Annotated in this window: 30 protein-coding genes; 15 read left to right on the top strand and 15 right to left on the bottom strand. The window is 63.5% G+C overall.

Annotated elements, in window-relative coordinates; genetic code table 11:
- The first annotated feature begins 8 nt into the window (after positions 1–8).
- From accA to ispD, 7 genes are all read left to right on the top strand, one after another.
- On the top strand, positions 9–959 hold the full coding sequence (gene accA, locus PI990_RS24940; protein WP_021219427.1) for an acetyl-CoA carboxylase carboxyl transferase subunit alpha: 951 nt from the start codon (positions 9–11) through the stop codon (positions 957–959).
- 46 nt (positions 960–1,005) lie between these two features.
- Positions 1,006–2,319, top strand: coding sequence for a tRNA lysidine(34) synthetase TilS (gene tilS / locus PI990_RS24935; protein WP_271661351.1), 1,314 nt, complete (start codon positions 1,006–1,008; stop codon positions 2,317–2,319).
- Between the two features lie 165 nt (positions 2,320–2,484).
- Positions 2,485–4,116, top strand: coding sequence for a CTP synthase (locus PI990_RS24930; protein WP_271658798.1), 1,632 nt, complete (start codon positions 2,485–2,487; stop codon positions 4,114–4,116).
- Between the two features lie 3 nt (positions 4,117–4,119).
- The gene (kdsA, locus tag PI990_RS24925) at positions 4,120–4,965 is read left to right on the top strand and encodes a 3-deoxy-8-phosphooctulonate synthase (protein ID WP_184487681.1); all 846 of its coding nucleotides are present in this window, start codon (positions 4,120–4,122) and stop codon (positions 4,963–4,965) included.
- A 147-nt stretch (positions 4,966–5,112) separates the two neighbouring features.
- A complete protein-coding gene (gene eno, locus PI990_RS24920; protein WP_021219423.1) occupies positions 5,113–6,402 on the top strand; it encodes a phosphopyruvate hydratase in 1,290 nt (429 codons plus the stop codon).
- Positions 6,403–6,462: 60 nt separating this feature from the next.
- A complete protein-coding gene (gene ftsB / locus PI990_RS24915; RefSeq protein WP_021219422.1) occupies positions 6,463–6,744 on the top strand; it encodes a cell division protein FtsB in 282 nt (93 codons plus the stop codon).
- Positions 6,741–7,451 (top strand): 2-C-methyl-D-erythritol 4-phosphate cytidylyltransferase, encoded by a 711-nt coding sequence (gene ispD / locus PI990_RS24910; RefSeq protein ID WP_271658797.1) that lies wholly within the window; start codon positions 6,741–6,743, stop codon positions 7,449–7,451. The genes ftsB and ispD overlap by 4 nt, the downstream gene beginning before the upstream one ends.
- Here ispD and PI990_RS24905 read toward each other — a convergent pair.
- Positions 7,427–8,338 carry a LysR substrate-binding domain-containing protein gene (locus tag PI990_RS24905; RefSeq protein ID WP_271658796.1) on the bottom strand — a complete coding sequence of 304 codons (912 nt, stop codon included), beginning with the start codon at positions 8,336–8,338 and terminating at the stop codon, positions 7,427–7,429. The genes ispD and PI990_RS24905 overlap by 25 nt on opposite strands.
- Positions 8,339–8,442: 104 nt before the next feature.
- Between PI990_RS24905 and PI990_RS24900 the strand changes: the two genes are divergently transcribed.
- The 8 genes from PI990_RS24900 to rpoS all read left to right on the top strand — a co-directional run bounded on the left by PI990_RS24900 (position 8,443) and on the right by rpoS (position 15,714).
- Complete coding sequence (locus PI990_RS24900) at positions 8,443–9,555, top strand: S-(hydroxymethyl)glutathione dehydrogenase/class III alcohol dehydrogenase (RefSeq protein ID WP_043243643.1); 1,113 nt, start codon at positions 8,443–8,445, stop codon at positions 9,553–9,555.
- Between the two features lie 95 nt (positions 9,556–9,650).
- Positions 9,651–10,496 (top strand): S-formylglutathione hydrolase, encoded by an 846-nt coding sequence (gene fghA / locus PI990_RS24895; protein WP_271658795.1) that lies wholly within the window; start codon positions 9,651–9,653, stop codon positions 10,494–10,496.
- 109 nt (positions 10,497–10,605) lie between these two features.
- Positions 10,606–11,079: a 2-C-methyl-D-erythritol 2,4-cyclodiphosphate synthase gene (ispF, locus tag PI990_RS24890; RefSeq protein ID WP_021219417.1), complete on the top strand. Its 474-nt coding sequence runs from the start codon at positions 10,606–10,608 to the stop codon at positions 11,077–11,079.
- The gene (truD, locus tag PI990_RS24885) at positions 11,076–12,134 is read left to right on the top strand and encodes a tRNA pseudouridine(13) synthase TruD (protein WP_271658794.1); all 1,059 of its coding nucleotides are present in this window, start codon (positions 11,076–11,078) and stop codon (positions 12,132–12,134) included. Before ispF ends, truD begins: the two co-directional genes overlap by 4 nt.
- Positions 12,122–12,871, top strand: a complete 750-nt coding sequence (surE, locus tag PI990_RS24880; RefSeq protein WP_021219415.1) for a 5'/3'-nucleotidase SurE — start codon at positions 12,122–12,124, stop codon at positions 12,869–12,871. Before truD ends, surE begins: the two co-directional genes overlap by 13 nt.
- A gap of 41 nt (positions 12,872–12,912) precedes the next feature.
- On the top strand, positions 12,913–13,548 hold the full coding sequence (locus PI990_RS24875) for a protein-L-isoaspartate(D-aspartate) O-methyltransferase (protein WP_169708397.1): 636 nt from the start codon (positions 12,913–12,915) through the stop codon (positions 13,546–13,548).
- Positions 13,549–13,751: 203 nt separating this feature from the next.
- Positions 13,752–14,612 carry a peptidoglycan DD-metalloendopeptidase family protein gene (locus tag PI990_RS24870; protein WP_271658793.1) on the top strand — a complete coding sequence of 287 codons (861 nt, stop codon included), beginning with the start codon at positions 13,752–13,754 and terminating at the stop codon, positions 14,610–14,612.
- Positions 14,613–14,715: 103 nt separating this feature from the next.
- Positions 14,716–15,714 carry an RNA polymerase sigma factor RpoS gene (gene rpoS / locus PI990_RS24865; protein WP_021219413.1) on the top strand — a complete coding sequence of 333 codons (999 nt, stop codon included), beginning with the start codon at positions 14,716–14,718 and terminating at the stop codon, positions 15,712–15,714.
- 478 nt (positions 15,715–16,192) lie between these two features.
- Here rpoS and fdxA read toward each other — a convergent pair whose 3' ends face one another.
- From fdxA to PI990_RS24795, 14 genes are all read right to left on the bottom strand, one after another.
- Positions 16,193–16,516 (bottom strand): ferredoxin FdxA, encoded by a 324-nt coding sequence (gene fdxA / locus PI990_RS24860; RefSeq protein WP_021219412.1) that lies wholly within the window; start codon positions 16,514–16,516, stop codon positions 16,193–16,195.
- A gap of 138 nt (positions 16,517–16,654) precedes the next feature.
- On the bottom strand, positions 16,655–19,255 hold the full coding sequence (gene mutS, locus PI990_RS24855; protein ID WP_271658792.1) for a DNA mismatch repair protein MutS: 2,601 nt from the start codon (positions 19,253–19,255) through the stop codon (positions 16,655–16,657).
- Positions 19,256–19,274: 19 nt separating this feature from the next.
- Complete coding sequence (locus tag PI990_RS24850) at positions 19,275–20,255, bottom strand: tyrosine-type recombinase/integrase (RefSeq protein WP_271658791.1); 981 nt, start codon at positions 20,253–20,255, stop codon at positions 19,275–19,277.
- Positions 20,256–20,265: 10 nt separating this feature from the next.
- Positions 20,266–20,469, bottom strand: coding sequence for a DUF4224 domain-containing protein (locus tag PI990_RS24845; protein ID WP_271658790.1), 204 nt, complete (start codon positions 20,467–20,469; stop codon positions 20,266–20,268).
- Between the two features lie 53 nt (positions 20,470–20,522).
- Entirely contained in the window at positions 20,523–20,816 is a 294-nt protein-coding gene (locus PI990_RS24840; RefSeq protein WP_271658789.1) for a hypothetical protein, read from the bottom strand.
- On the bottom strand, positions 20,816–21,307 hold the full coding sequence (locus PI990_RS24835; RefSeq protein ID WP_271658788.1) for a hypothetical protein: 492 nt from the start codon (positions 21,305–21,307) through the stop codon (positions 20,816–20,818). The genes PI990_RS24840 and PI990_RS24835 overlap by 1 nt, the downstream gene beginning before the upstream one ends.
- A gap of 325 nt (positions 21,308–21,632) precedes the next feature.
- Complete coding sequence (locus PI990_RS24830; RefSeq protein WP_271658787.1) at positions 21,633–23,216, bottom strand: Lar family restriction alleviation protein; 1,584 nt, start codon at positions 23,214–23,216, stop codon at positions 21,633–21,635.
- A complete protein-coding gene (locus tag PI990_RS24825; protein ID WP_184487621.1) occupies positions 23,213–23,425 on the bottom strand; it encodes a hypothetical protein in 213 nt (70 codons plus the stop codon). The genes PI990_RS24830 and PI990_RS24825 overlap by 4 nt, the downstream gene beginning before the upstream one ends.
- Positions 23,422–24,039 (bottom strand): hypothetical protein, encoded by a 618-nt coding sequence (locus tag PI990_RS24820; protein WP_271658786.1) that lies wholly within the window; start codon positions 24,037–24,039, stop codon positions 23,422–23,424. The genes PI990_RS24825 and PI990_RS24820 overlap by 4 nt, the downstream gene beginning before the upstream one ends.
- Positions 24,036–24,404 carry a phage protein NinX family protein gene (locus tag PI990_RS24815; RefSeq protein ID WP_271661350.1) on the bottom strand — a complete coding sequence of 123 codons (369 nt, stop codon included), beginning with the start codon at positions 24,402–24,404 and terminating at the stop codon, positions 24,036–24,038. The genes PI990_RS24820 and PI990_RS24815 overlap by 4 nt, the downstream gene beginning before the upstream one ends.
- 65 nt (positions 24,405–24,469) lie before the next feature.
- The gene (locus tag PI990_RS24810; protein ID WP_271658785.1) at positions 24,470–24,910 is read right to left on the bottom strand and encodes a hypothetical protein; all 441 of its coding nucleotides are present in this window, start codon (positions 24,908–24,910) and stop codon (positions 24,470–24,472) included.
- A 255-nt stretch (positions 24,911–25,165) separates the two neighbouring features.
- Positions 25,166–25,483 (bottom strand): hypothetical protein, encoded by a 318-nt coding sequence (locus PI990_RS24805; protein ID WP_271658784.1) that lies wholly within the window; start codon positions 25,481–25,483, stop codon positions 25,166–25,168.
- A 2-nt stretch (positions 25,484–25,485) separates the two neighbouring features.
- Positions 25,486–25,980 (bottom strand): hypothetical protein, encoded by a 495-nt coding sequence (locus tag PI990_RS24800; protein WP_271658783.1) that lies wholly within the window; start codon positions 25,978–25,980, stop codon positions 25,486–25,488.
- Positions 25,980–26,153: a hypothetical protein gene (locus tag PI990_RS24795; RefSeq protein ID WP_271658782.1), complete on the bottom strand. Its 174-nt coding sequence runs from the start codon at positions 26,151–26,153 to the stop codon at positions 25,980–25,982. The genes PI990_RS24800 and PI990_RS24795 overlap by 1 nt, the downstream gene beginning before the upstream one ends.
- Positions 26,154–26,161: the final 8 nt, after the last annotated feature.

Raw genomic sequence — 26,161 nt, 5'->3', positions numbered from 1 at the left:
GGAAGCCTATGAACCCGAATTTTCTGGATTTCGAACAGCCGATCGCTGACCTGCAAGCCAAGATCGAGGAGCTGCGCCTGGTCGGCAACGACAACGCGCTGAACATCACCGACGAAATCTCCCGCTTGCAGGAGAAGAGCAGCGCGCTCACCGAAAGCATCTTCGGCAACCTGACCAGCTGGCAGATCGCCCAGTTGGCACGCCACCCGCGCCGCCCCTACACCCTCGATTACATCGAGCACATCTTCACCGAGTTCGACGAGCTGCATGGCGATCGCCACTTCTCCGACGACGCGGCCCTGGTCGGTGGCGTTGCCCGCCTGGACGACCAGCCGGTGATGATCATCGGCCACCAGAAAGGCCGTGAAGTGCGCGAAAAGGTACGCCGCAACTTCGGCATGCCGCGCCCCGAGGGTTATCGCAAGGCCTGCCGCCTGATGGAAATGGCGGAACGCTTCAAGATGCCGATCCTCACCTTCATCGACACCCCCGGCGCCTACCCGGGCATCGATGCCGAAGAGCGTGGCCAGAGCGAAGCCATCGCCTGGAACCTGCGCGTGATGGCGCGCCTGAAGACCCCGATCATCGCCACCGTCATCGGTGAGGGTGGTTCCGGTGGTGCGCTGGCCATTGGCGTCTGCGACCGTTTGAACATGCTGCAGTACTCCACCTACTCGGTGATCTCGCCGGAGGGTTGTGCGTCCATCCTGTGGAAGACCGCCGAGAAAGCGCCGGATGCCGCCGAGGCCATGGGCATCACCGCCGAGCGCCTGAAGGGCCTGGGCATCGTCGACAAGGTGATCGGCGAGCCCCTGGGTGGCGCCCATCGCGAACCGGCCGTAGCGGCCGCGTCGATCCGTGCGGAACTGACCTCGCAACTGCAAGCCCTGAAGAAACTCGACACCGACGACCTGCTGGCTCGCCGTTACGAGCGCCTGATGAGCTATGGCGTGGCCTGACGGCCATGGGGACGAGCGCGTGACCGCAAGCGGCCACTCGCTCGTCCTGAAGCTCGAATCCCTCCTGTTGGTTGCCGTCGCCCCCTGGCGTGACGCACCGGCCTGGCGGGTGGCCTTCTCCGGAGGGTTGGATTCCACCGTCCTGCTGCACCTCCTGGTGCGCCTCGCCGAGCGCGAGCGCCTGCCACCTCTCTCCGCCATCCATGTTCACCACGGCCTGCAGCCCGCTGCAGAGGCCTGGCCTGCCCATTGCCAGCGCATATGCGACGGGCTGGGTGTGCCGCTGGATGTGGCGCGGGTGCGGGTGGCGCCGGGCAACAGCCTGGAGCGTGCTGCGCGCGATGCCCGTTATGCCGCCTTCATCGCTCGGCTCGGGGCAGGGGAGGTGCTGATGAGTGCCCAGCACCGTGACGACCAGGCGGAAACCCTGCTGTTCCGCCTGCTGCGTGGCGCAGGGGTGCGTGGCCTGGCGGGTATGCCGGGCAGTCGCGTGCTGGGGGATGGTGTTCTGCTTCGGCCGCTGCTGCAGGTGCCTCGCGCTGAACTCGAAGCCTGTGCGCGTGAGCTGGGGCTGGAGTGGGTCGAGGATCCGTCCAATGATGACACCGAATTCTCCCGCAACTACTTGCGTCAACGGATCATGCCGGCACTTGCCGAGCGCTGGCCGCAGGCGTCGTCGAGTATCGCCCGCAGTGCCGAGCATCTGGCCGAAGGCGAAGCGCTGCTCGGCGAACTGGCGCAACTGGATTTGCAGGCGGCACGTACCGACAGCGCTTTCCCCTGGCTGCTGCTGCCGTCCCTGGAGCTGGCGCCGTTGATCGGCTTGTCTCCGGCCCGGCAGCGCAATGCCCTGCGCCACTGGCTCAACGCGTTCACCGCGATGCCGGACAGCGGGCACTGGGCGGGCTGGGATGACTTGCGTGATGCCGGCTCCAGTGCCAGCCCGGTCTGGAAACTCGAGGGCGGAGAACTGCGGCGCGCCGACGGACGGCTGTGGTGGTTGCCCGGCAGTTGGCAGCAGGGGCTGTTGGCCGGCGGGCAATGGCCTGAGCCCGGCAAGGTGCTGGAGTTGCCCGGCAACGGCCAGTTGCAGCTTGTCGGCGAGCCCCCGCAAGGTGCGCTCGAAGTGCGCTACCGCCAGGGCGGCGAAGTGCTCGATGTCGCGGGGCGTGGGCGTCGCGACCTCAAGCGCCTCCTCAACGAGAGCGGCCTGCCGGCGTTCGTCCGTGGGCGCCTGCCACTGCTCTACAGCAGGGGTGAACTGCTTGCCGTGGCCAATCTCCCGGGCCTCGCCGGGCCTGCGGATGCGCGCTGGCGACTGCGCTGGACACCGCCGACGAATGACCAAGGTTTGAGCTGAAAGGGTCTTTCCGGTAGACTACGCTCCCGTCTTACAGAGCTCTTGCTGATTCCTTCGGAGTCGGCGGGAGTTTGCCGTTTTGGCACTGTTCCAGATTGCAGGCTTCGGCCTTACTTCGCTCTCCCCGGCGGCCTTCCGCCTAAACGCAGACTTCTAGGGTTTTTCATGACGCGCTACATCTTCGTCACGGGTGGTGTTGTTTCTTCATTGGGGAAAGGCATCGCCTCGGCATCCTTGGCCGCCATTCTGGAAGCGCGGGGGCTGAAGGTCACCATGCTCAAGCTGGATCCGTACATCAACGTCGATCCCGGCACCATGAGCCCCTTCCAGCACGGTGAAGTGTTCGTCACCGACGACGGCGCAGAGACCGACCTCGACCTGGGCCACTACGAGCGCTTCGTGCGCACCACCATGACCCAGAACAACAACTTCACCACCGGCCGCGTCTACGAGGACGTGCTGCGCAAGGAGCGCCGTGGTGACTACCTGGGTGCCACCATCCAGGTCATCCCGCACATCACCGACGAGATCAAGCGTCGCATCATCAAGGGCGCCGGCGATGCCGACGTCGCGATGGTCGAGATCGGCGGCACCGTGGGTGACATCGAGTCCCAGCCCTTCCTCGAAGCCATTCGCCAGTTGCGCGTGGAAGTGGGCGCCAAGCGCGCCATGCTGATGCACCTGACCCTGGTCCCCTACATCGCCACTGCCGGCGAGACCAAGACCAAGCCGACCCAGCACTCGGTGAAGGAGTTGCGCTCCATCGGTCTGCAGCCCGACGTACTGATCTGCCGCTCCGACCATGAAGTCGACCTGTCCTCGCGTCGCAAGATCGCCCTGTTCACCAACGTGGAAGAGCGCGCGGTCATCGCCCTGCAGGACGTCGACACCATCTACAAGATTCCTTCCGTGCTCCATGCCCAGGGTCTGGACGACTTCGTCGTCGAGCGCTTCGGCCTGCAGTGTGGCGGTGCCGACCTCTCCGAATGGGATCGCGTCGTCGATGCCAAGCTGAATCCGGAGAAGGACGTCACCATCGCCATGGTCGGCAAGTACATGGAGCTGCTGGACGCGTACAAGTCGCTGATCGAAGCGATGAGCCACGCCGGCATCCAGAACCGCACCAAGGTCAACCTGCGCTACATCGATTCCGAAGATATCGAGAACCAGGGCACCAGCCTGCTGGAAGGCGTCGACGCCATCCTGGTTCCCGGCGGTTTCGGCCTGCGCGGCGTGGAAGGCAAGATCACCACCGTCAAATACGCACGCGAGAACAAGATCCCCTACCTGGGCATCTGCCTCGGCATGCAGGTGGCGGTCATCGAGTTCGCCCGCAATGTGCTGGGATGGACCGACGCCAACTCCACCGAATTCGACAAGGCCAGCGGCCACCCGGTCGTGGGCCTGATCACCGAGTGGGAAGATGCCACCGGTGCCACCGAGATCCGTACCGAAGCGTCCGACCTGGGCGGCACCATGCGCCTTGGCGCCCAGGCCTGCCAACTGGAGCAGGGCTCCTTGGTGCATGCCTGCTACGGCAAGGATGAAATCGTCGAGCGCCACCGCCACCGTTACGAAGTGAACAACAACCTGCTGCCGCAACTGCGCGAAGCGGGTCTGAAGATCACCGGTCGCTCCGGCGACGGCGCCCTGGTCGAAGTGGTCGAGGCTCCGGATCACCCCTGGTTCGTCGCCTGCCAGTTCCACCCGGAGTTCACCTCCACGCCGCGTTACGGTCACCCGCTGTTCAGCGGTTTCGTCAACGCCGCCCTGGCGCAGAAAGCGAAGAAGGCCTGACCCATGGCGCAGAAGATCATCCGCGTCGGTGACATCGAGATCGCCAACGACAAGCCCTTCGTGCTGTTCGGCGGCATGAACGTGCTGGAGTCCCGCGACCTGGCACTGAAGGTCTGCGAGGAATACGTCAGGGTCACCGACAAGCTCGGTATCCCCTACGTCTTCAAGGCCAGCTTCGACAAGGCCAACCGCTCGTCGGTGACCTCCTTCCGCGGCCCCGGCCTGGAAGAGGGCCTGAAGATCTTCGAGGAAGTGAAGAAGACCTTCGGCGTGCCGATCATCACCGACGTGCACGAGCCGCATCAGGCCGCGCCCGTCGCCGAAGTCTGCGACATCATCCAGCTGCCGGCCTTCCTTTCCCGCCAGACCGACCTGGTCGTGGCGATGGCGAAGACCGGTGCGGTGATCAACATCAAGAAAGCCCAGTTCCTCGCGCCCCAGGAGATGAAACACATCCTGGCCAAGTGCGAGGAGGCGGGTAATGACCAGTTGATCCTCTGCGAGCGCGGCTCCTCCTTCGGGTACAACAACCTGGTGGTGGACATGCTCGGCTTCGGCATCATGAAGCAGTTCCAGTACCCGGTGTTCTTCGACGTCACCCATGCCCTGCAGATGCCGGGTGGTCGCGCCGACTCCGCCGGTGGCCGCCGCGCCCAGGTCACCGACCTGGCCAAGGCCGGCATGAGCCAGGGCCTGGCCGGCCTGTTCCTGGAGGCGCACCCGGATCCGGACAACGCCAAGTGCGACGGCCCCTGCGCCCTGCGCCTGGACAAGCTGGAACCGTTCCTCGCCCAGCTCAAGCAGCTGGATGATCTGGTCAAGAGTTTTCCGCCGATCGAGACTGCCTGAACGGGCAAATCTCCGGTAAAGTGCCGGGCGCGCGTTATCTGACCGATCGGTCAGATCAAGGGCCGGATCTGCCCAAGTGAACGTCCGCCCGCGCCGCCCCTCTAATTCCGCTGCAGCGTCATCGTCAACTTTGGAGTGCTAACAACAATGGCAAAGATCGTCGACATCAAGGGCCGTGAAGTCCTGGATTCCCGCGGTAACCCCACCGTCGAGGCGGATGTGATCCTGGACAACGGTATCGTCGGCAGCGCCTGCGCGCCGTCCGGTGCCTCCACCGGTTCCCGTGAAGCCCTCGAGCTGCGCGATGGCGACAAGAGCCGCTACATGGGCAAGGGCGTGCTGAAAGCCGTTGCCAACATCAACGGCCCGATCCGCAGCCTGCTGCTGGGTAAAGACCCGGTCGACCAGAAAGCACTCGACCAGGCGATGATCGCCCTCGACGGCACCGAGAACAAAGCCTCCCTGGGCGCCAACGCCATCCTCGCCGTGTCCCTGGCCGCCGCCAAGGCCGCCGCCCAGGACCAGGACCTGCCGCTGTACGCGCACATCGCCAACCTCAACGGCACCCCCGGCCAGTACTCCATGCCGGTGCCGATGATGAACATCATCAACGGTGGCGAGCACGCCGATAACAACGTCGACATCCAGGAGTTCATGGTCCAGCCGGTTGGCGCCAAGACCTTCTCCGACGGCCTGCGCATGGGCACCGAGATCTTCCACCACCTCAAAGCCGTGCTGAAGGCCCGTGGCCTGAACACCGCCGTGGGTGACGAAGGTGGCTTCGCCCCGAACCTGACCTCCAACGAAGACGCCCTGGCCGCCATCGCCGAAGCCGTCGCCAATGCCGGCTACAAGCTGGGCACCGACGTGACCCTGGCCCTGGACTGCGCTGCCAGCGAATTCTTCGAAGACGGCAAGTACAACCTGTCCGGTGAAGGCAAGTCGTTCGACGCCGAAGGCTTCGCCGACTACCTGAAAGGCCTGACCGAGCGCTTCCCGATCATCTCCATCGAAGACGGCCTGGATGAGTCCGACTGGGCTGGCTGGAAGATCCTCACCGACAAGATCGGCGAGAAGATCCAGCTGGTGGGCGACGACCTGTTCGTCACCAACACCAAGATCCTCAAGGAAGGCATCGAGAAGGGCATCGGCAACTCGATCCTGATCAAGTTCAACCAGATCGGCTCGCTGACCGAAACCCTGGAAGCCATTCAGATGGCCAAGGCCGCTGGCTTCACCGCGGTGATCTCCCACCGCTCCGGTGAAACCGAGGACAGCACCATCGCCGACCTGGCCGTAGGCACCGCCGCCGGCCAGATCAAGACCGGCTCCCTGTGCCGTTCCGACCGCGTGTCCAAGTACAACCAGCTGCTGCGCATCGAAGAGCAACTGGGCGGAAAGGCGCCTTACCGTGGTCGTGCCGAGTTCCGCGGCTAAGCCGGGGATGATAAAAAGGGCAGCGAAAGCTGCCCTTTTCGTATGGAAACCTCTCTTTCGATGGCCAAATCCCCTTACTGGTTGTTCGTCGTACTGATCCTGGCCTTGTCCGGGTTGCAGTATCGCCTGTGGGTGGGCGACGGCAGCCTGGCGCAGGTGACGGACCTCGAGCGGCAGATCGCCGACCAGAAGGGCGAGAACGAACGCCTGCTGGAACGTAACCGCATCCTCGAGGCCGAGGTTTCCGAGCTCAAGAAGGGCATGGAGACCGTGGAAGAGCGCGCGCGTCACGAACTGGGCATGGTCAAAGAGGGCGAAACCCTCTACCAGCTGGCCGAATGAGTCCCCCCGAACTCCCCGCGTTCTGGGCCGTGATCCCGGCCGCCGGTGTCGGCGCCCGGATGCGCGCCGACCGCCCCAAGCAGTATCTGGAACTGGCCGGGCGGACCATTCTCGAACACAGCCTCGCCTGCTTCCTCGACCATCCGAACCTCAAGCGCGTGGTGGTCGGCCTGTCCGTCGATGACCCGTACTGGCCCGAACTGGATTGCGCCAGCGATTCGCGCATCGAGCGGGTGGATGGCGGCAAGGAACGTGCCGATACCGTGCTCAAGGCGCTGCTGCGCCTGGACGAATTGGGCGCACGCCCGAATGACTGGGTGCTGGTGCACGACGCTGCCCGGCCCAACCTGTCGCGCGGTGATCTCGACCTGCTGCTGGCCGAATTGGCCGATGACCCTATCGGCGGCCTGCTGGCGGTGCCGGCGCGCGACACCCTGAAGCGTGCCGGGCCTGATGGCCGTGTGGCCGAGACCGTCGACCGCAGCGTCATCTGGCAGGCCTATACGCCGCAGATGTTCCGCTTTGGCAGCCTGCATCGCTCCCTGGCCGATGCCCTGGTCTCGGGCGTCGCCGTGACCGACGAGGCGTCGGCCATCGAATGGTCGGGACAGGCGCCGCGCCTGATCGAAGGACGTGCGGACAACCTCAAGGTCACCCGCCCGGAAGACCTCGACTGGCTGCGTCAGCGCTGGGCCGGCCGGCACTGATCGCGATAGGCCGGGTGGTTCGCCAGGCCTTCCTTCAACAAATCCACCAATTGGCGCACCTTGGGCGACAGGTGACGCTGCTGTGGATAAATCGCCCAGACTGCCGTGTTCGGCGGCTGATGCTGCTCCAGCAGTGAAACCAGCCGGCCGTTCTGCAGGTGCTCCAGCACGTAATAGTCCGGCAGCTGGCACAGGCCGAAGCCTCGCAGCGCCGCATCCAGCACCGCCTCGCCACTGTTGCAGCGCCAGTTGCCCTGAACCCGTACCGTCTGTTCCCGCCCTTCGGCGAGGAAGCTCCACTGGTCCGAGCTGCCGATCAGGCAGTTGTGCCGGCCGAGCTCCGACAGGCTGTGGGGGCGACCGTAGCGTTCCAGGTAGGAGGGCGCGGCACACAGGTACATGACCCGGGGTGCCAGGCGCGTGGCCACCAGCCGCGAGTCCTGCAGGCGGCCGAGGCGGATGGCCAGGTCCAGGCCTTCGTGGACTAGGTCCAACGGGCGGTTGCTCAGCTCGATCTCCACCCGCAACTGCGGGTGCCGGGCCATGAACTCATTCACCAGGGGCACGATGAAGCGCTCGCCGTAGGCGACGGCGCAGGTCATGCGTAGTAGCCCCTTGGGTTCGCCGGTGAGGTCGTTGACGGCGCGCAGGGCTTCGTCACGCGCGTCTACCAGGCGCTGGCAGTGCTGCAGGAAGGTCTGCCCGGCTTCGGTCAGTGCCACCTTGCGCGTGCTGCGATAGAACAGCCGGGTCTGCAGCCGCTCTTCCAGTCGCGCCACCTGGCGGCTGATATGGGACGAGGACAGTCCCAGGCGTTCGGCGGCGGCGGTGAAGCGGCCGGTCTCGGCCACGGCGACGAATTCGTCCAACCCTTCCCAACGGCTCATCGATTATCCCCATGCAGCAATAATGTTTTGCTTTGTGGCGGATTATTTACCATTGAGCGCTCATCTACACTCCCCGCCATCGTTAAATCCACTGGAGAGTCACCATGATCAAGTCGCGCGCCGCCGTTGCCTTCGAGGCCGGCAAACCCTTGCAGATCGTCGAAGTGGACGTCGCTCCGCCGAAAGCCGGCGAAGTGCTTGTGCGCATCGTCGCCACCGGCGTCTGCCACACCGACGCCTACACCCTCTCCGGTGCGGATTCCGAAGGCGTGTTCCCCTGCATCCTCGGCCACGAAGGTGGCGGCATCGTCGAGGCGGTGGGTGAGGGCGTGACCTCCCTGGCTGTGGGCGACCACGTGATCCCGCTCTATACGGCCGAGTGCCGCGAGTGCAAGTTCTGCAAATCCGGCAAAACCAACCTGTGCCAGAAAGTGCGCGCCACACAGGGCAAGGGCCTGATGCCCGACGGCACCAGCCGTTTCTCCTACAACGGCCAGCCGATCTACCACTACATGGGCACCTCGACCTTCTCCGAGTACACCGTGGTGCCGGAAATTTCCCTGGCGAAGATTCCCAAGGAAGCGCCGCTGGAGAAGGTCTGCCTGCTGGGTTGCGGCGTGACCACCGGCATCGGCGCGGTGCTCAACACCGCCAAGGTGGAGGAGGGCGCCACCGTGGCCATCTTCGGCCTGGGTGGCATCGGCCTGGCGGCGATCATCGGCGCCAAGATGGCCAAGGCCTCGCGCATCATCGCCATCGACATCAACCCGGCCAAGTTCGATGTGGCCCGTGAGCTGGGCGCGACCGACTTCATCAACCCGAAGGACCACGACAAGCCGATCCAGGACGTGGTGGTCGAGCTGACCGACGGTGGCGTCGACTATTCGTTCGAGTGTGTCGGCAACGTGCAACTGATGCGCGCCGCCCTCGAGTGCGCCCACAAGGGCTGGGGCGAGTCGGTGATCATCGGTGTCGCCGGTGCCGGCCAGGAGATCAGCACCCGTCCGTTCCAACTGGTGACCGGTCGCGTCTGGCGCGGTTCGGCCTTCGGCGGCGTGAAAGGTCGCACCGAGCTGCCGAGCTATGTGGAAAAGGCCGAGAAGGGCGAGATCCCGCTGGATACCTTCATCACCCACACCATGGGGCTGGACCGCATCAACGAAGCCTTCGACCTGATGCATGAAGGCAAGAGCATCCGCACCGTCATTCATTACTGAGCTAGCTAGAAGCCTGAAGCTTGAAGCTGGAGGTAGCGATGCCTTTTGCTTCGGGCTTCCAGCTTCTGGCTCACTGCTCGGACGGAGTCCGTTCAATGACCCTTGAAATCGTTTCCAGCAACAAGAGCTTCGGTGGCTGGCACAAGCGCTATCGCCACCGCTCCACCACGCTCAACTGCGACATGGTCTTCGCCGTCTACCTGCCGCCCCAGGCCGAGCAGGGCACGAAGCTGCCGGTGCTGTACTGGCTGTCGGGGCTGACCTGCAGCGACGAGAACTTCATGCAGAAGGCCGGTGCCCATCGCATGGCCGCCGAGCTGGGGCTGATCATCGTCGCCCCGGACACCAGCCCGCGCGGTGTCGATGTGCCGGGTGACCCGGACGGTGCCTGGGACTTCGGTCTCGGCGCCGGCTTCTACCTCAACGCCACCCAGGAACCCTGGGCGCGCAACTACCGGATGCATGACTACGTGGTGCAGGAGCTGCCGGCGCTGATCGAGGCCAACTTCCCGGTCTCGGCCAAGCGCGGCATCAGTGGGCATTCCATGGGCGGCCATGGCGCGCTGGTCTGCGCGCTGCGCAACCCGGGGCGCTATCAGTCGCTGTCGGCCTTCGCGCCCATCGTCAACCCGATGGCGTGCCCCTGGGGCGAGAAGGCGTTTTCCCGCTACCTCGGCGATGACCGCTCGCGCTGGCGCGAATGGGATGCCTGTGCCCTGATCGCCGAGGCGGGCGAGCGCCTGCCTATCCTGGTGGACCAGGGCGACCGCGATGATTTCCTGGTCAACCAGCTCAAGCCCGAGGCGCTGCAGGCCGCCGCCAAGGCTGCCGATCATCCGCTGACGCTGCGCCTGCAGCCGGGCTATGACCATAGCTACTACTTCATCGCCAGCTTCATCGACGATCACCTGCGGCACCACGCCGCTGCGTTGAAAGGCTGATGAGTCGGCTTGGGGTGATCTGAGGGCTGGAAGCCGGTCTGGCTTCCCGCTTCCCGCTTCCGCTTTCAGTTAGAATCGCGCCCTGACTTTTCAGGGCGTTTTTCTGACTATGCGAATTGGCCACGGTTACGACGTGCATCGCTTTGGCGAAGGGGATTTCATCACCCTGGGCGGCGTGCGCATCCCTCACAAGTTCGGGCTCATTGCCCATTCCGACGGCGACGTGCTGCTGCACGCACTCTCCGACGCGCTGCTGGGCGCGGCGGCGCTGGGTGATATCGGCAAGCACTTCCCGGACACCGACCCACAGTTCAAGGGCGCCGACAGCCGCGCGCTGCTGCGCCATGTGTTGGTGCAGGTGCGCAACAAGGGCTGGAAGGTCGGTAACGTCGACGCCACTATCGTCGCCCAGGCGCCGAAGATGGCCCCGCATATCGAGACCATGCGTGCGCTGATCGCCGAAGACCTCGGCGTCGAACTGGACCAGGTCAACGTCAAGGCCACCACCACCGAGAAGCTCGGTTTCACCGGTCGCGAGGAGGGGATTGCGGTTCACGCAGTCGCCCTGTTGCTGAAGGCATGAACGAACTCGAACTGCTGGGCCCGCGTGCCTATGGGGAGCCCCTGGGGCAGGCCGTGCTCAAGGCCATCGCCGAAGACTTCCAGGTCGACGAAGTGCTGGACATCCCCCTCGTCGGCGAAGGCGAACACCTGTGGCTGTGGGTGGAGAAGCGCGAGCTGAACACCGAGGAGGCCGCACGGCGCATCGCCCGTGCCGCCGGAGTGCCGGTGCGTACCATCAGCTACGCCGGCCTGAAGGATCGTCAGGCACTGACCCGCCAGTGGTTCAGCCTGCACCTGCCGGGCAAGGCCGACCCGGACCTTTCCGCTGCCGAGAACTCGAACCTGCGCATCCTCAAAAGCGCCCGCCACAAGCGCAAGCTGCAACGCGGCGCGCACTCGGCCAACGGTTTTACCCTGCGCCTCACGCGCCTGGCCGCTGACCATGAGGCCCTGGATGCACGGCTGACCACCATGGCTGCCGGCGGCGTGCCCAACTACTTCGGCCTGCAGCGCTTCGGCCATGGCGGTGGCAATGTCGTCGACGCCCGTGCCTTTGCCGAGCGGCGTGAGCTGCCTGAGCAGCGCAACCTGCGTTCACGTCTGCTGTCGGCCGGGCGTAGCTACCTGTTCAACCGCGTGCTCGCCGAGCGTGTCGCCAGCGGCAACTGGAACCGTGCCGAAGTCGGCGACCTGCTGGCCTTTACCGACAAGCGCAGCTTCTTCATGGCCGGCGAGGAGGAGTGCCGGGACCCGCGCCTGGCGATCCTCGACCTGCATCCGACCGGTGCCCTGTGGGGCGAAGGCCCGTCCCCGGCGGGCGGCGACAGTGCCGCGCGCGAGCAAGCGCTGGCCGATGCCGAGCCCGCCTTGCGCGACTGGTTGGCGGATGCGGGCATGGCGCACGAACGGCGCATCCTCCGCCTCCCCATCGGCGGCCTTACGTGGCATTATCCCGAGCCTGACGTTCTGCAACTGGAATTCGTCCTGCCGGCTGGATGCTTCGCTACCGCAGTGGTTCGCGAGCTTGTCGATCTGGTGCCGGCAGGGCAGACGGACAACCCATGCGTATTCTGATTTCCAACGACGACGGGGTGAATGCACCCGGCCTCGCCGCCCTGCATGCTGCGCTAGAAAGTTATGCCGATTGCGTGGTCATCGCCCCTGACCAGGACAAGAGCGGTGCCAGCAGCTCGCTCACCCTGGATCGGCCGCTGTGCCCGCAGCGCCTCGACAACGGCTACATCAGCATCAACGGTACGCCCACCGATTGCGTGCACCTCGGGCTCAACGGCCTGCTGGAGCAGACGCCGGACATGGTGGTTTCCGGTATCAACCTCGGGGCCAACCTGGGTGACGACGTGCTTTATTCCGGCACGGTCGCGGCTGCTCTCGAGGGCCGCTTCCTCGGGTTGCCGGCGTTCGCCTTCTCGCTGCTTTCGCGGCAGCCGGAGAACCTCGCCACTGCCGCGCATTTCGCTCGCAAGCTGGTCGAGGGGCATGCCCAGCTCGATCTGCCGCCACGTACCGTGCTCAACGTGAACGTCCCCAACCTGCCGCTGGATCGCATCCGCGGCATCCAGGTGACCCGCCTCGGCCATCGCGCCCGTGCGGCGGCGCCGGTCAAGGTGGTCAACCCGCGGGGCAAGGAAGGTTATTGGATCGCGGTCGCCGGCGACGCAGAGGATGGCGGCCCGGGTACCGACTTCCATGCGGTGATGCAGGGCTACGTCTCCATCACGCCGTTGCAGCTGGACCGTACGTTCACCCAGGGCCTCGACAGCCTCGAAGGCTCACTGGGGAGGCTGTTCTGATGGCTCGCGAGCAGGACGATCTGCTGCGCCGGGGGATCGGCATGACTTCCCAGCGCACTCGCGAGCGTCTGATCCAGCGCCTCTATGAGGAAGGGCTGTCCAACGCCCATGTGTTGGAAACCATCCGTCGCACGCCACGTCATCTGTTCGTCGACGAGGCGCTGGCGCATCGCGCCTATGAAGATACGGCGCTGCCCATCGGGCACAACCAGACCATCTCCCAGCCGTACATGGTGGCCCGCATGAGCGAGCTGCTGCTGGCGGCAGGGCCGTTGGACAAGGTGCTGGAGATCGGTACCGGCTCCGGCTACCAGACCGCCATCCTGGCGCAGCTGGTGGAGCGGGTGTTCTCCGTCGAGCGCATCCAGAGCCTGCAGGATCGCGCCAAGGAGCGCCTGGTCGAGCTTAACCTGCGCAACGTGGTGTTCCGCTGGGGCGATGGCTGGGAGGGCTGGTCCGCACTGGCGCCCTACAACGGCATCATCGTCACCGCCGGCGCCGCCGAGGTGCCCCAGGCGCTGCTGGATCAACTGGCTCCCGGTGGGCGCCTGGTCATTCCGGTAGGTGCGGGCGACGTTCAGCAGCTGATGCTGATCATCCGCGAGGAGCAGGGCTTCTCGCGCCATGTGCTGGATGCCGTGCGCTTCGTGCCGCTGCTCAATGGGCCGCTCGCCTGAACTCGGCGGGTGAGTCGACGTACTATCCTCCGACCTTCGGGGAACCCGCGCGCCGATCGCCTTTCTGATTGGCAGACAGATCATGCGTCGTTGCGGCCCGGCCATGTAGCGGCCAGCCTGGAACGAGCAAAGGGTAACTGGCCCTGAACGATAAATTCGACACAATAAGTACGACCTTTGGGCGTTGGGGAAAGGGGACAGGAATGAGCCTGGCCATTAGGCAGAGGATCAGCATGGGAAGCACACGAGGACTGTTGTCCGTCGTTGCCGTCGGCTTGTTGCTGGCAGGGTGCGCCAGCTCGCCGCCTGGCGGTGTGCAGGTTGTCGACCGCGATGGCCGTGCCGCTGCCCAGCAGCGCCAGCCGGTGACCACGGGTCAGTACCGTGTCCAGCGGGGCGATACCCTCTATTCCATTGCCTTCCGTTTCGGCTGGGACTGGAAAGCCCTGGCTGCCCGCAACAACATTCCCGCGCCCTATGTGATCCGTCCGGGGCAGACGATCCGCTTCGACGGGCAGTCCAATTCCGCTCCGGTACGTTCCGTTGCGACAGCGCCTGTCGTCACTACGCCACCGCCAAAGCAGCCCACTACGCAGCCGAGCCAGCCGGCTCAGAATCAGCCGACCAAGCCCGTGACGCCACCTGTCGCGACCACGCCGGCAACGACCCCGACCTTGCCTGTAACCCGCTCAGCGACTGGCTGGGCGTGGCCTGCGAACGGCACGATGATCGGCCGTTTTTCCTCAAACGGTAGTTTGAATAAAGGGATTGATATAGCAGGTGAATTAGGCCAGCCTGTTTTGGCTGCATCGGATGGTTCCGTTGTTTACGCCGGGAGTGGATTACGGGGCTACGGCGAATTGGTGATCATCAAGCACAGCGATACCTACGTAAGCGCCTATGGTCACAACCGCAGGCTGCTGGTACGGGAAGGACAGCAGGTCAAGGTCGGACAGACCATTGCAGAGATGGGCTCAACGGGTACTGACCGGGTGAAGCTTCACTTTGAAATTCGCCGCCAAGGTAAGCCTGTAGATCCACTGCAATATCTGCCTCGTCGTTGATCCGACGTCGGCCCGTCACCCACGTGGGATGGACGGGCTCAGGCGTAGCCAGGGACATGGCGTCGTCAGAGCTTGTTGTCGAACTCAGCAAGGGACAACAACAATGGCACTCAATAAAGAAGCGCCGGAGTTTGACGTCGACGACGAGCTGCTCCTCCTGGAGCCAGGCGTCGTCATGGACGAGGGATTGAGCGAGGAGCACGAGTCTCCCCCCAGCACCAAATCCAAGTCGAGCTCACTCAAGCAGCACAAGTACATCGACTACACGCGCGCCCTAGACGCGACCCAGCTATACCTCAACGAAATCGGCTTTTCCCCCCTCCTGACTCCGGAAGAAGAAGTGCACTTCGCGCGCTTGGCGCAGCGTGGTGATCCCGCCGGACGCAAACGCATGATCGAGAGCAACCTGCGCCTGGTGGTGAAAATCGCCCGACGCTATGTCAACCGGGGGCTCTCCCTGCTGGATCTGATCGAAGAGGGCAACCTCGGCTTGATCAGGGCGGTCGAGAAGTTCGACCCGGAGCGGGGCTTCCGCTTCTCCACCTATGCGACCTGGTGGATACGCCAGACCATCGAACGCGCGATCATGAATCAGACCCGGACCATCCGGCTGCCGATCCATGTGGTCAAGGAACTCAACGTCTATCTGCGCGCAGCGCGGGAGTTGACCCACAAGCTCGATCACGAGCCCTCCGCCGAAGAAATCGCCAACCTGCTCGAGAAGCCGGTTGAAGAGGTGAAGCGGATGCTCGGCCTGAACGAGCGGGTTACCTCGGTGGACGTTTCCCTGGGCCCGGATTCGGACAAGACGCTGCTCGATACCCTGACCGACGACCGTCCTACCGACCCCTGCGAGTTGCTGCAGGATGACGATTTGTCGCAGAGCATCGATCAATGGCTTTCCGAATTGACGGACAAACAGCGTGAGGTCGTCGTGCGCCGCTTTGGCTTGCGCGGCCACGAAAGCTGCACGCTCGAGGAAGTCGGCCAGGAAATCGGACTGACCCGGGAACGGGTGAGGCAGATCCAAGTGGAAGCCTTGAAGCGCCTGCGGGAGATTCTTGAGAAGAACGGCCTTTCGAGTGATGCCTTGTTCCAATAACCGATAGTGATCCGAAGAAACCCGGCCTTGGCCGGGTTTCTTTTTGGGGAGCCGATCAGGAACAAGTGGTTGTGCCGCCGTTTCGTTGTTTGCGCATAACGTGCTTGTAAGTATTCGCTTACAAGTGGTGTAAGTGTTATGGGTCAAAAGCCAGTCGATAATGTGGCGAGATCACTGAGGTTTATTTTTAACTTATTGAAAATAAAGGTTTTTTATTTTTAAGCCTAACGCCGAACGCCGCTGTTTCACCAACAGGTGCCCTTGTTCGATTACCTGGAGTCGCTATCATCAGCCCCATGCAACACGGAACGTTGCGGGCCGATACGGACTTCGGCCAGGAGCGTCACGGGATGTGACTCATCAGGATGATGAAAGGGATTTAAAGGGATAGGGACAAAAGAGTGGGCGGGCAACCGCCCCTTTTTTTGCCCGCAAAAAACAAAGGCCCGCGATTGCGGGCCTTTTTGCTGTCTGGCGATCAGCGCTCCAGTTGCGGGAGCTTGCCTTTGACGCCATCCCACTCTTCGGCGTCTGCCAGGGCGTCTTTCTTCTCGGTGATGTTCGGCCAGACTTCAGCGAGATCACGGTTGAGCTCGATGAACTCCTGCATATCCTCCGGAACTTCGTCCTCGGAGAAGATGGCCTGGGCCGGGCATTCGGGTTCGCACAGTGCGCAGTCGATGCACTCGTCCGGGTGAATGACCAGGAAGTTCGGGCCTTCGTAGAAGCAGTCCACCGGACAGACTTCCACACAGTCAGTGTATTTGCATTTGATGCAGTTGTCGGTGACGACGAAGGTCATTCTAATTCTCTCCTCAGCGGCGGCTCGGAAACCCTGGCTAATTGGGCTCCCCGGCTCTGGAATGGCGTCTCCGGCTCAGGCTTGTGGTCGGAGCTCGTCCAGAGCGCGCGGGATTCTAACAGCTTGTGCGCTATGGCGTTAGATTCGAGCCTTCAATGTATATAACAACTCCAACGCGCGGCGTGGGGTCAGGTCGTCTGGTTGCAGCTTCGCCAGCTCGTCCAGCACCGGGTGCGGGAGGCTCGCGAACATGTCGCTCTGCATCGGCGGTACGGGTTGCCCAGGTGCTGCTTTCGGCGCTTCGTGGGGCAGGCTGGTTGTCTCCAGGCGCGTCAGATGCTGGCGGGCGCGCTGGATCACGTCGGCTGGAACGCCCGCAAGCTGAGCCACCGCCAGGCCATAGCTCTGGCTGGCAGGGCCAGGCAGCACATGGTGCAGGAAGACTATGCGCTCGTTGTGCTCGGTGGCATTGAGGTGGACGTTGGCCACTACGGGCTCGCTTTCCGGCAGCACGGTCAGCTCGAAATAGTGGGTGGCGAACAGCGTGTAGGCGCGCAGGCGCGCCAGGTGCTCGGCGGCGGCCCAGGCCAGAGACAGGCCGTCGAAGGTGCTGGTGCCACGGCCCACTTCGTCCATCAGCACCAGGCTGCTGTCGGTGGCGTTGTGCAGGATGTTAGCGGTCTCGCTCATCTCCACCATGAAGGTGGAGCGGCCGCCGGCCAGGTCGTCGCTGGAACCGATGCGGGTGAAGATCCGGTCCACCGGCGACAGCTCGCAACTGGCTGCCGGCACGAAGCTGCCGATATGGGCCAGCAGGACGATGAGGGCGGTCTGGCGCATGTAGGTCGATTTACCGCCCATGTTCGGGCCGGTGATGATCAGCATGCGCGTGGCGTCGTCCAGCGACAGGTCGTTGGCCACGAAGGGGGTATCCAGTACCTGTTCCACCACCGGGTGGCGACCTTGCACGATGCGCATGCAGGGCTCTTCGACAAAGCGTGGACGGTTCAGGTCGAGGTTCAGTGCGCGCTCGGCCAGGTTGCTCAGCACGTCCAGCTCGGCTAGGGCGGCGGCGGTGTCCTGCAGCGGTGCCAGCTGTTCGATCAACTGCTCCAGCAGCTCCTCGTAGAGCATCTTTTCACGGGCCAGGGCGCGGCTCTTGGCCGATAGCGCCTTGTCCTCGAATGCCTTGAGCTCGGGGGTAATGAAGCGCTCGGCACCCTTGAGGGTCTGGCGCCGGATGTAGTCGGCGGGGGCCTGCTCCGCCTGTACGCGGGGCAGTTCGATGAAGTAGCCGTGGATGCGGTTGTAGCCGACCTTGAGGTTGGGCAGGCCGGTGCGCGCCTTCTCGCGGGCCTCCAGGTCCATCAGGTATTGGCCGGCGTTCTCGCTCAGGGCTTGGAGCTCGTCCAGTTCTGCGTCGTAGCCGGTCTTGATCACGCCACCGTCACGGATCACCGCGGGCGGCGTTTCGATGATGGCGCGGGCCAGCAGCTCCGCCAGTTCCGGGTAGGTGCGGATGTTGGTGGCCAGGACGCCAAGGTGCGGCGCCTCTAGGCCGGTCATGGCCTGCTGCAGTTCCGGCAGGACGGCCAGGGCGTCGCGCAGGCGGGCCAGGTCACGAGGGCGGGCGTTGCGCAGGCCGATACGGGCGAGGACGCGCTCGACGTCGCCGATTTCCTTCAGTTGCGGTTGCAGGCCTTCGAAGCGGAAGCGCTCCAGCAGACAACTGATGGAGTCCTGGCGTGCTTCCAGTACGGCACGGTCGCGCAGCGGGCGGTTCAGCCAGCGGCTCAGCAGGCGGCTGCCCATGGCGGTCTGGCAGCGGTCGACCACCGATTGCAGGGTGTTGTCGCGCCCGCCGGCGAGGTTGATGTCCAGCTCCAGGTTGCGGCGGCTGGCACCGTCGAGGATCACCGTGTCATCCAGGCGATCATGGCGCAGGCTGCGTAGGTGGGGCAGGGCGGTGCGCTGGGTTTCCTTGGCGTAGCCCAGCAGGCAGCCGGCGGCGCCGATGGCCAGGGTCAGGTTTTCGCAACCGAAGCCCTTGAGGTCCTGTACGCCGAACTGCTGGCACAGGCTTTTGCGTGCGGAATCCCGGTCGAAGTCCCAGGGTGCGCGACGGCGCACGCCACGGCGTTTCTCCGCTGGCAGGCCTTGGGGCCAATCGTCCGGGATCAACAGTTCGGCAGGGTTCATGCGCTCGAGTTCGGCCAGCAGGTTTTCCCAGCCCTTGATCTCCTGCACGCTGAAGCGGCCGCTGGTGATGTCGAGCACGGCCAGGCCGAACAGGCGTTCGTCGCCCAGTACCGCACCGATCAGGTTGTCGCGGCGCTCATCCAGCAGCGCTTCGTCGCTGATGGTGCCGGGGGTGATGATGCGCACCACCTGGCGCTCGACCGGGCCTTTGCTGGTGGCCGGGTCGCCGATCTGCTCGCAGATGACCACCGACTCGCCCAGCTTCACCAGTTTGGCGAGATAGCCTTCCACCGAATGGAAGGGAATGCCCGCCATGGGGATCGACTTGCCGGCGGACTGGCCACGGGCGGTGAGGGTGATGTCGAGAAGTTTGGCCGCCTTCTTGGCGTCTTCGTAGAAGATCTCGTAGAAGTCACCCATGCGATAGAACATCAGCTGGTCCGGGTGCTGGTTCTTCAGCCGCCAATACTGCTGCATCATCGGGGTGTGGTCGGAGAGCTCGTTGTTTAGGGCTTCGGCGGAGGCCTGTCTTTTTGACATAGGGGTGTTTGTCTAATACTCAGCGCACTTTGACAGGCATTGTCGGGGCCTGAGCGATCTTCGGCAACCGCCCGCGCAGATATCGTGCGGTCATTCTCGGGTCGCTGTGGCCACCCAGCGCCTGAGCGTTTTTCCCTTCCGCGTCGGCATCGGTGAGCGACTTTGCGCGGATGTCGTGGATGGTCACATCAGGCACGCCAGCCTTCTCTCTTGCCAGCGCAAATGCTTCCTTGATCGTGTGGTAGGAAACTGGTCGTCCAGCGCGGGCGCAGAACAAAGTGAGTGTGCGCACCTTCCTTGGCAGGGCCTTGGCTCGGGCTATCACCTCCTCAAGGTCAGGGGTCATTGCCACGACCAGCTTGGCCTTCGTTTTCTGCTGCACAAACGCTACGCCCTCCGGCGAGATATCCGCCAGGCGGATGCTGATCACATCGCTGATGCGCTGGCCCGTGAGGTATGCCATTTCCAGGATGTTGCGCACGTAGGGACTGCAAGCGGCCAGGATGGCCGAGAACTCGGCATCGGTGATGTACCGGTCGCGCCGCGCCTCATGGTGGCGCCGGACGCCCACGCAAGGGTTGAAATCGACCTCGCCCCACTCCAGGGCGTAACTGAACACGATGCGGGCCACGGACAGGATGCGGTTGCACATGTTCGGCGTGCCGGCGAGATCTACCTTCACCGCAGCGATGTGCTTCGGCATAACCTGCCTGGGCTCGAACTCCGCGAATATGTCCTTTAGCCGCTCTGCTGCGGCTTCATACTGGGCCACCGTGTTGGCTGCCAGGTGCTTGACCTTGAAATGGTGCGCCAAGGCCCTTTCGATCAGCTCAGGCATGCCGCCAAGGGCTGCCTGGGAGGTCTTCCTGGCGTACTCAAGCAATGAAGCCTGATAGTCCTCACCCAGGCGCAGCCACTTCCCTCCCTTTACCAGGTAGTACGCCCCGTGCTTGTGGTACATGCACGCCGGCAGGTGCCGATCCTTCTTCCTTGGACGCATGTCCCCCTCCTCATGACCCCGTCAGACGCAGCCGGGGCTCCTTCTTCTGCTGCTGGGAAGCCCCCAGCCGGGCAAGCACTACGTCCCGAAGAACCTTCGGACGCCCGTCCGCGCCTATCACATATCCGAAACGATGTTCATCGAGCCAGCGTATTTGCGCGCTGGCGCGGGACCGCCCCGTGAGGTCGGCCACTTCCTGCTGGGTCATGAACATGACGATACCTCCCCGCCGGTCATTGCCGGCAGGCTGTGGTGGGGTAGGGGGGGTTAGTTCTTCACCAGGCGCAACGACTGTCCGTCGGTAATGACGTTGATCCGGCTGGCATCGAAGGAGGGTGATTGGAGAATGGTGTGGATCAGGCCAGGTATAGCATTCAGCAGCTCTGGAGACATCTGTGAATACTCCACGCAGTGCAGAGTTCTCAGAACCTGATGGGCGCTCATGTTTGGCTTGATGCCCATCATCGTGCAGATGTTGTCGATGGCTGAAATGCTGAAGTAGCTGTCGCTGAACAGCTTCGTCAGCGCAGCCTGTGCTGCAAGCAGTCTGATGTCCTGCATCACTCCCCCTCCTCAGCCTGGCGGGTGGAGAGGATGGCGCGCGCAAAGCGGATGTGAGGCAGACCAGGCTCGCGTATTGCGGTGTCCTGAACTTCGCGCCACAGGGCATCAAGCTCGGCGTCCGACATGATCACGCTCACCGCGTCGGGCTGCTGGGGTGGGAGGGCGTAGAGTGGAGTGACAGGTGCTCCTCGAAAGTGCGCACTCTCCGTCGTCGTGTGTAATGCCCCATCCTCGTCCATCCACGCCACCGGCTCCTGCCCCCTGATCGCGGCGAGCTCCTCGCGGAGCTGGTCGAGTTCGGCCTCTACTGCTCGGCGCTTTTCGTACTCGCGAGCCCAATCCTGGCATTCACTGTTTGCCGCCTTCCATGCCTGATCACGTGAGACCAGCAAGGCATCGTACTCGACAGCCAGCACGAACGTTCCCGACTCGTCTTCCTTGAGCTGCCAGTCGCGGCCTTGCACGGTGTACCGCTTCACATCGCTCATCGGTCGTTCTCCTGGGGCGGGGTGTGCTCCTGAATTCGGTAGTTGTGGTAGTTGGTGTCGCCAGTTTCGACGTGGGCGAGGTTGCCTTGCCTATCGGTCTGGAACGCGCCAAGAGGCAGCCGTATACGGGGAAACTGGCCGTGCCAGACGCCCCATTCGCTAGGCTTGCCGCTCTTGTAATGGGTAGGGCCGCAGGCGCTGCACAGCTTCTTCCCTTAGCGCTCCGGGGCGTAGGACCAGTCGAAGAGATCAGCCATCCAGTGGAACCCCTGGCAGGACAGCGCCGTGTTCTCACAGCAGCCGCAAACCTCGCATTGGAAAAGGCTCATACCTCGCCCCCATTCCCCGCCTCAGTTACCCCCTGGTTTACACCTGCAAGGTGCGGGTTCAGGCGCAGGAGTTCTGCACGAATGCGATTGCAGGCCGATGAAAATCCGATGAAGCGGTCGAACGTAACGCTGTTGACGTACTTCCATTCCAGAAGCTCGTCGCGCTCGATATCCCGGCACTGTTCTCGGCACATGGCCTCAAAAGCAGATCGGCCGTCGCCATCGGTGAATGACAGGATCGCCTCGACAGCCTGCTGCTGTTCGGATGCAGGCGGGGTGGGGGCGGTCGATCCTGGAGACTCGAGCAGTTCATGCCAGTCCGTGGCGTCATCGCAGCTACAGCCGTTCGAGTCGTAATAGCCATCGTCACGACGGATTCCGGTCAGCCTCCAGTAACGACCAGGGGCGTCGGACCCTTGAGGTCCAGCAAGCACAACGCATTGACCAATAGCCGGTGGATCGGACTTGATGCTGCGCCATGCAAGTCCGCGCATCTCCGGCACCCCAGCAGCAGGCGGGACGTAGTGGCAAGGCTCGGCACCCTCGTTGCACCAGCCGCAACTCTTCCAGTTGCAGGTCTGAGGCCTGGCGCCGACGGTTGGCACCCCAGCAGCAGGCGGCGTGGCCTTCATGCGCTCCAGTTCGACCAAGGCATTGGTGACGTTCCCGTAGCCCATGTCGCGCGCCTTCTGCCATACCTCGTCGTAAAGCTCTGCGCGGTACTGGTCGCTGGTTGTGCCAGCAGCAGGCGGGGCTATGAACGGCTCGCCAATGCGGGTTTCGCCCTGGGCGTCGAGCACGAGCTGATCGATACGCTGGTCCAGCACGCGCACCTTCTCCTCAGCCTCCAATGCGCGGCGCTTCCAGATGGCCACATCCTCACGCGCGCCGACGTAGGCGTCTGCCATGTCAGCAGCAGGCGGGGCGGAGAGCGCGGCCAGTGGATGTGGGGGGTTAACAGAACGCGCGTGCTCTTTGGCCTCCTCATAACCCGCTAGGCGCTTTTCGATTTCCTCCGCAAACTTCGAAACCGGCGTGGCCCAACCGGCTTCGCTTATCTCGCGCAGCAGGTACACCATCAGGCGCAGTTCGCTGGCGATGATCGTTCCGACGATTTCGCGGCGCTCTCTTTCGAGTTGCTCCCCCTGCACCTGCGCGGCTCTGACGTCATCCTCAGGGCGGTACATGGATTTGCATGGACATGGCTCTGTCACCATCTTCCCGGGACCGCTGTCGTCAACAATCAGCCATCCTGTGTCGCCGCATGCGGGGCATATGCTGTCAGTGAAAAGTTCGCCGATGTCAGTCGGGTCGGCCTTCACCTGCGCGGCGGGAGGGGTGGCGCGGGTGTTCCAGCGCTCGGCAGCTTTCGCCTTGGCTCGCTCGATGAACTGCTCGGCATAGCGGTAGTCGGTGAACGGATCAGATTGCCGCTCCTCAATGGTCATTAGGTCGCTGATCTGAATGCCTACCACCGCCCCTCCGCATTCCCTGCATTCGATTACGTAGTAGGTGCCGTCTCCGCTGGGGAGGTCAGGAGTTTCCCCGCAGAACGGGCACGGCTTCAGTTCTTCGCTCATGGAATACGCTCCCATACGTTCTTGTCAGCCAGCGCCTCGTGGCTGGCGTAGGTGGATTTCATGTCGATGCCCTGGAGCTCGCACTGCTGGCCGTCGTCGGCGATGACGCGGTACCGCTTATGCGTGTTCCTGTTGAGGTATCGGGGCTTGGCTGGGCAGCACAGGGCGTCTATGCGCCGCTGTGTGGCGGATTCGGAGAGGCCGGTCATGGCTGAATCCTCCGGAACTCTACGACCCAGACCCAGGGGTTGGCGTCCCAGCTGTCGGCGCCGTTTATTCCCTTCCAGAGCAGCTCGAACGAGTGGAGCGGGTTCGCGCTGTAGGTGGTGGTGTCATCGACATAGAAGTAGTCGCCCAGCTCGGCATGCCGCTCATATCGGCGCACACCTTCTGCCATGGCTTGCTCGGTACTGATTGCCTGCAGCCGCTCCACGCGCACGTCGGTGATCTCGAGCAGGATGCGGCTGTCGCGGCGGAACATGTGGATGGCCGGTATCCACTTCTTGACTTTGCAGTGCGCACCATCGTCGAGATCGGCTCGGTAGGTCAGTCGGCAATCGGCGTCGCCGTAGGTTTCGCGCACCCACAGCCGGTCGCCGGGTTGGCCGTATGGGCACTGCGCCAGGAACTCGTCCCGCTGCCCGGCCAGGCGCTTTCCCTTCCACTCCCAGTGCCCGCCGGCGATAGCGGGAGGAGGTGCATCAATCGCTACAGGAGCAGGCTTCACGACGCGCCGCGTTACCGTCTTTCGGCCTTCCAGGATGGCGCGGACCATAGGGCCGCTGAAGATGATCGGCCGCTCTTTGCGCTGAAGGGCGGTCATGGCAGCAGCTCCGCAGGGATCTGGACTTCGTCGCCGAGGTTGGCGGCTACGATGGCGCGGCAGGCGGTCACAAGGATCGACGGGCCTGACGCCATACGCTGAAGCCGCTCAGAGTCGAAGACATGCCTGCTGTAGCCGAATGCGCGCCACGTCAAAGACTTCCCATCCTGGATTAGGCCGAATCCCTTGCAGTGCTGATCAAGCAGCGGGCCGCCCTGGCTCCAGTCGGTGGATGGCGAGTACGCACCGGCGTATTTCGCCCAAACTACGTCGCTTCCAGGCAGATCAATCTCAACTCCCTGCGCCTTCGCCACAGCCCAATCCAGCGCCGCGCCAATCAGCTCGGAGGTGCGTACAGTTTTCATATCGGACACGATTCTTCCCTCCAGCGCTGCGCGCAGAGTGGGTTGGGGATGGGGTGGGTTAGGCGTTACTCGTTGAGTCGAGCCGGAGTGCCAGTTGCCTGGAAGACGGAGTCCTCAATCGCGAACTGATGAGCCACTGAGTAGAAGGGGTTGCAGGTGCTGCAGTGACCGGCTAGTTCGATGGAAAATTTCTGGATCAAATCGTCGTGTTCGCGGAGGCAGCAGGGACAGGTAATCGACTCGGCCAGTTGCTGTATGGCCAGGGCACAGCAGTCAACTGCTTCGGCTTTGGTGTCATGGTCATCTCCGCAAATTGAGCACACCCAGACGGTGTATATCTCTGGGGCGCAGCACTCCTCGGCGCGGTGATGAAATTCATGGAGCTCGTCGCACGTACCGCACTGGTACATGCGCTTCGGTTCGTTATCCATGGATTTCTCCAGGTCGATCGCATCCTTTCCGCTGGTGCGGATGGATGGGGTGGGGTAGGTTTTGGAATCCGGCATGCGGCCGGCACAAGGAGATGGTGATGAGGTGTTACATCTGCGATACGCAGGCTGTAGAAGCCCCCAGGACCGGCGACGGCGAAAACATCGACTGCCCGGAGTGCGGCGAGTACGCGATATCAGGCACTGCCGTATCGATGCTCCTGAAAGATCTCCGCGTATTTAACTTGGCGAGGAGCCGTGAGTGGCTGGCGGAAGAGCGTGCGCAAGGGCAACCGAGGCCGCTGATCAACTCCGCCAACAACCTCTGGTAGATCAGGCAGATTCCTCTGCGTCGATTCGAGCAGCTTCATCTGCGCCTGACTGAGTGAGCTTGCGCGCCACGCTTTCCGATATCGTTATTTCGTGGCGCGGCACGGCAAGGAACCGCTTGGCGCCTTCTGGCCCAAGGGCATGGATGTTCATGATCAGCAGCTGGATGCACTCGGCGATCTCGGTGATCGCGCCCCAGCTCATGAGGTCTCGCAGCATCGAGAGTATTCCTGGCCGCACGCGGTGCCGGAGTTCAACCTCGCCGCGCTCCTTGCGCCGCGCTGCTGCGTCTGCTGATCGTTGCTGGCTGGTCTTGGCCATGGTCAGCGCTTCTCCGGGAACTGCAGGTTGAAGTGCTTGCAGACCCTGAGGAACACGCCATCGGTGAGGCGTGATGCTCGGCGTGCTTCAAGTCGCGTCAGGCCTATGGCGAGATAGGCCTCCAGCTTCTCCCTATACACCTCATACCTCTCCAAGTGGGAGGTGTTCCGGCCGTCCTGGAACTCGATCCCGTGGTCCTGGGCAAAAAGGGCCAGGCGTCGTCTGTCGATCCCCACCTTCTCCGCCACGGTGGTGAGCGTGTAGCACGCAGCCAGTTCACGAATCATGGGCAGCTTGGCCAGGGCCTCCTCGTGCCGTCGTTCCTGCGGGGTTGGCTGCCTGTCGGCCAGGGCGAGGGCCTTGAGGTGCTTCTTCAACTCGCCTCGTGCCTTTGCCAGGGCGTAGCGGCGCGGGAACCGCAATGGGTCAATGCCGCTGGCGCTGCCCAGCATTGCCACCTGCTGCTGGTGGTTCCTGATGCATCCGGTGGAGAGCATTACGCCACCTGCTGATCGTGGTGGCGCTTGAAGCCGAGCACCCAGAGGCTGCCGAGGTGCTCAGTGAAAACGGGGCGGTAGTAGCCATAGCGCTCGGCGAGGGCTGCGGCTTCGCGGATGTTCTTGCCGGCGAACTCTTCGATTTCGGCGGCCTGGTGCTGGCGCTGCTGCATGATGCTCT

It is taken from the genome of Pseudomonas sp. TUM22785, assembly GCF_028198105.1.
Lineage (GTDB): Bacteria > Pseudomonadota > Gammaproteobacteria > Pseudomonadales > Pseudomonadaceae > Metapseudomonas > Metapseudomonas solani.
The sequence above is the reverse complement of the archived record's forward strand: the minus strand, read 5'-3'. Positions and strand labels throughout refer to the sequence as shown.

Coding starts and splice junctions, on each gene's coding strand:
- fghA (WP_271658795.1), top strand. CDS start 9,651: ATGACCCTTGAAATCGTTTCCAGCAACAAGAGCTTCGGTGGCTGGCAC.
- PI990_RS24900 (WP_043243643.1), top strand. CDS start 8,443: ATGATCAAGTCGCGCGCCGCCGTTGCCTTCGAGGCCGGCAAACCCTTG.
- mutS (WP_271658792.1), bottom strand. CDS start 19,255: ATGTCAAAAAGACAGGCCTCCGCCGAAGCCCTAAACAACGAGCTCTCC.
- ispF (WP_021219417.1), top strand. CDS start 10,606: ATGCGAATTGGCCACGGTTACGACGTGCATCGCTTTGGCGAAGGGGAT.
- PI990_RS24870 (WP_271658793.1), top strand. CDS start 13,752: ATGAGCCTGGCCATTAGGCAGAGGATCAGCATGGGAAGCACACGAGGA.
- accA (WP_021219427.1), top strand. CDS start 9: ATGAACCCGAATTTTCTGGATTTCGAACAGCCGATCGCTGACCTGCAA.
- PI990_RS24930 (WP_271658798.1), top strand. CDS start 2,485: ATGACGCGCTACATCTTCGTCACGGGTGGTGTTGTTTCTTCATTGGGG.
- PI990_RS24805 (WP_271658784.1), bottom strand. CDS start 25,483: ATGGCCAAGACCAGCCAGCAACGATCAGCAGACGCAGCAGCGCGGCGC.
- fdxA (WP_021219412.1), bottom strand. CDS start 16,516: ATGACCTTCGTCGTCACCGACAACTGCATCAAATGCAAATACACTGAC.
- rpoS (WP_021219413.1), top strand. CDS start 14,716: ATGGCACTCAATAAAGAAGCGCCGGAGTTTGACGTCGACGACGAGCTG.
- ftsB (WP_021219422.1), top strand. CDS start 6,463: ATGGCCAAATCCCCTTACTGGTTGTTCGTCGTACTGATCCTGGCCTTG.
- PI990_RS24835 (WP_271658788.1), bottom strand. CDS start 21,307: ATGAGCGATGTGAAGCGGTACACCGTGCAAGGCCGCGACTGGCAGCTC.
- PI990_RS24905 (WP_271658796.1), bottom strand. CDS start 8,338: ATGAGCCGTTGGGAAGGGTTGGACGAATTCGTCGCCGTGGCCGAGACC.
- PI990_RS24795 (WP_271658782.1), bottom strand. CDS start 26,153: ATGCAGCAGCGCCAGCACCAGGCCGCCGAAATCGAAGAGTTCGCCGGC.
- PI990_RS24875 (WP_169708397.1), top strand. CDS start 12,913: ATGACTTCCCAGCGCACTCGCGAGCGTCTGATCCAGCGCCTCTATGAG.
- PI990_RS24800 (WP_271658783.1), bottom strand. CDS start 25,980: ATGCTCTCCACCGGATGCATCAGGAACCACCAGCAGCAGGTGGCAATG.
- PI990_RS24830 (WP_271658787.1), bottom strand. CDS start 23,216: ATGAGCGAAGAACTGAAGCCGTGCCCGTTCTGCGGGGAAACTCCTGAC.
- truD (WP_271658794.1), top strand. CDS start 11,076: ATGAACGAACTCGAACTGCTGGGCCCGCGTGCCTATGGGGAGCCCCTG.
- PI990_RS24840 (WP_271658789.1), bottom strand. CDS start 20,816: ATGCAGGACATCAGACTGCTTGCAGCACAGGCTGCGCTGACGAAGCTG.
- kdsA (WP_184487681.1), top strand. CDS start 4,120: ATGGCGCAGAAGATCATCCGCGTCGGTGACATCGAGATCGCCAACGAC.
- PI990_RS24845 (WP_271658790.1), bottom strand. CDS start 20,469: ATGTTCATGACCCAGCAGGAAGTGGCCGACCTCACGGGGCGGTCCCGC.
- eno (WP_021219423.1), top strand. CDS start 5,113: ATGGCAAAGATCGTCGACATCAAGGGCCGTGAAGTCCTGGATTCCCGC.
- surE (WP_021219415.1), top strand. CDS start 12,122: ATGCGTATTCTGATTTCCAACGACGACGGGGTGAATGCACCCGGCCTC.
- PI990_RS24810 (WP_271658785.1), bottom strand. CDS start 24,910: ATGCCGGATTCCAAAACCTACCCCACCCCATCCATCCGCACCAGCGGA.
- PI990_RS24850 (WP_271658791.1), bottom strand. CDS start 20,255: ATGCGTCCAAGGAAGAAGGATCGGCACCTGCCGGCGTGCATGTACCAC.
- PI990_RS24815 (WP_271661350.1), bottom strand. CDS start 24,404: ATGAAAACTGTACGCACCTCCGAGCTGATTGGCGCGGCGCTGGATTGG.
- PI990_RS24825 (WP_184487621.1), bottom strand. CDS start 23,425: ATGACCGGCCTCTCCGAATCCGCCACACAGCGGCGCATAGACGCCCTG.
- ispD (WP_271658797.1), top strand. CDS start 6,741: ATGAGTCCCCCCGAACTCCCCGCGTTCTGGGCCGTGATCCCGGCCGCC.
- PI990_RS24820 (WP_271658786.1), bottom strand. CDS start 24,039: ATGACCGCCCTTCAGCGCAAAGAGCGGCCGATCATCTTCAGCGGCCCT.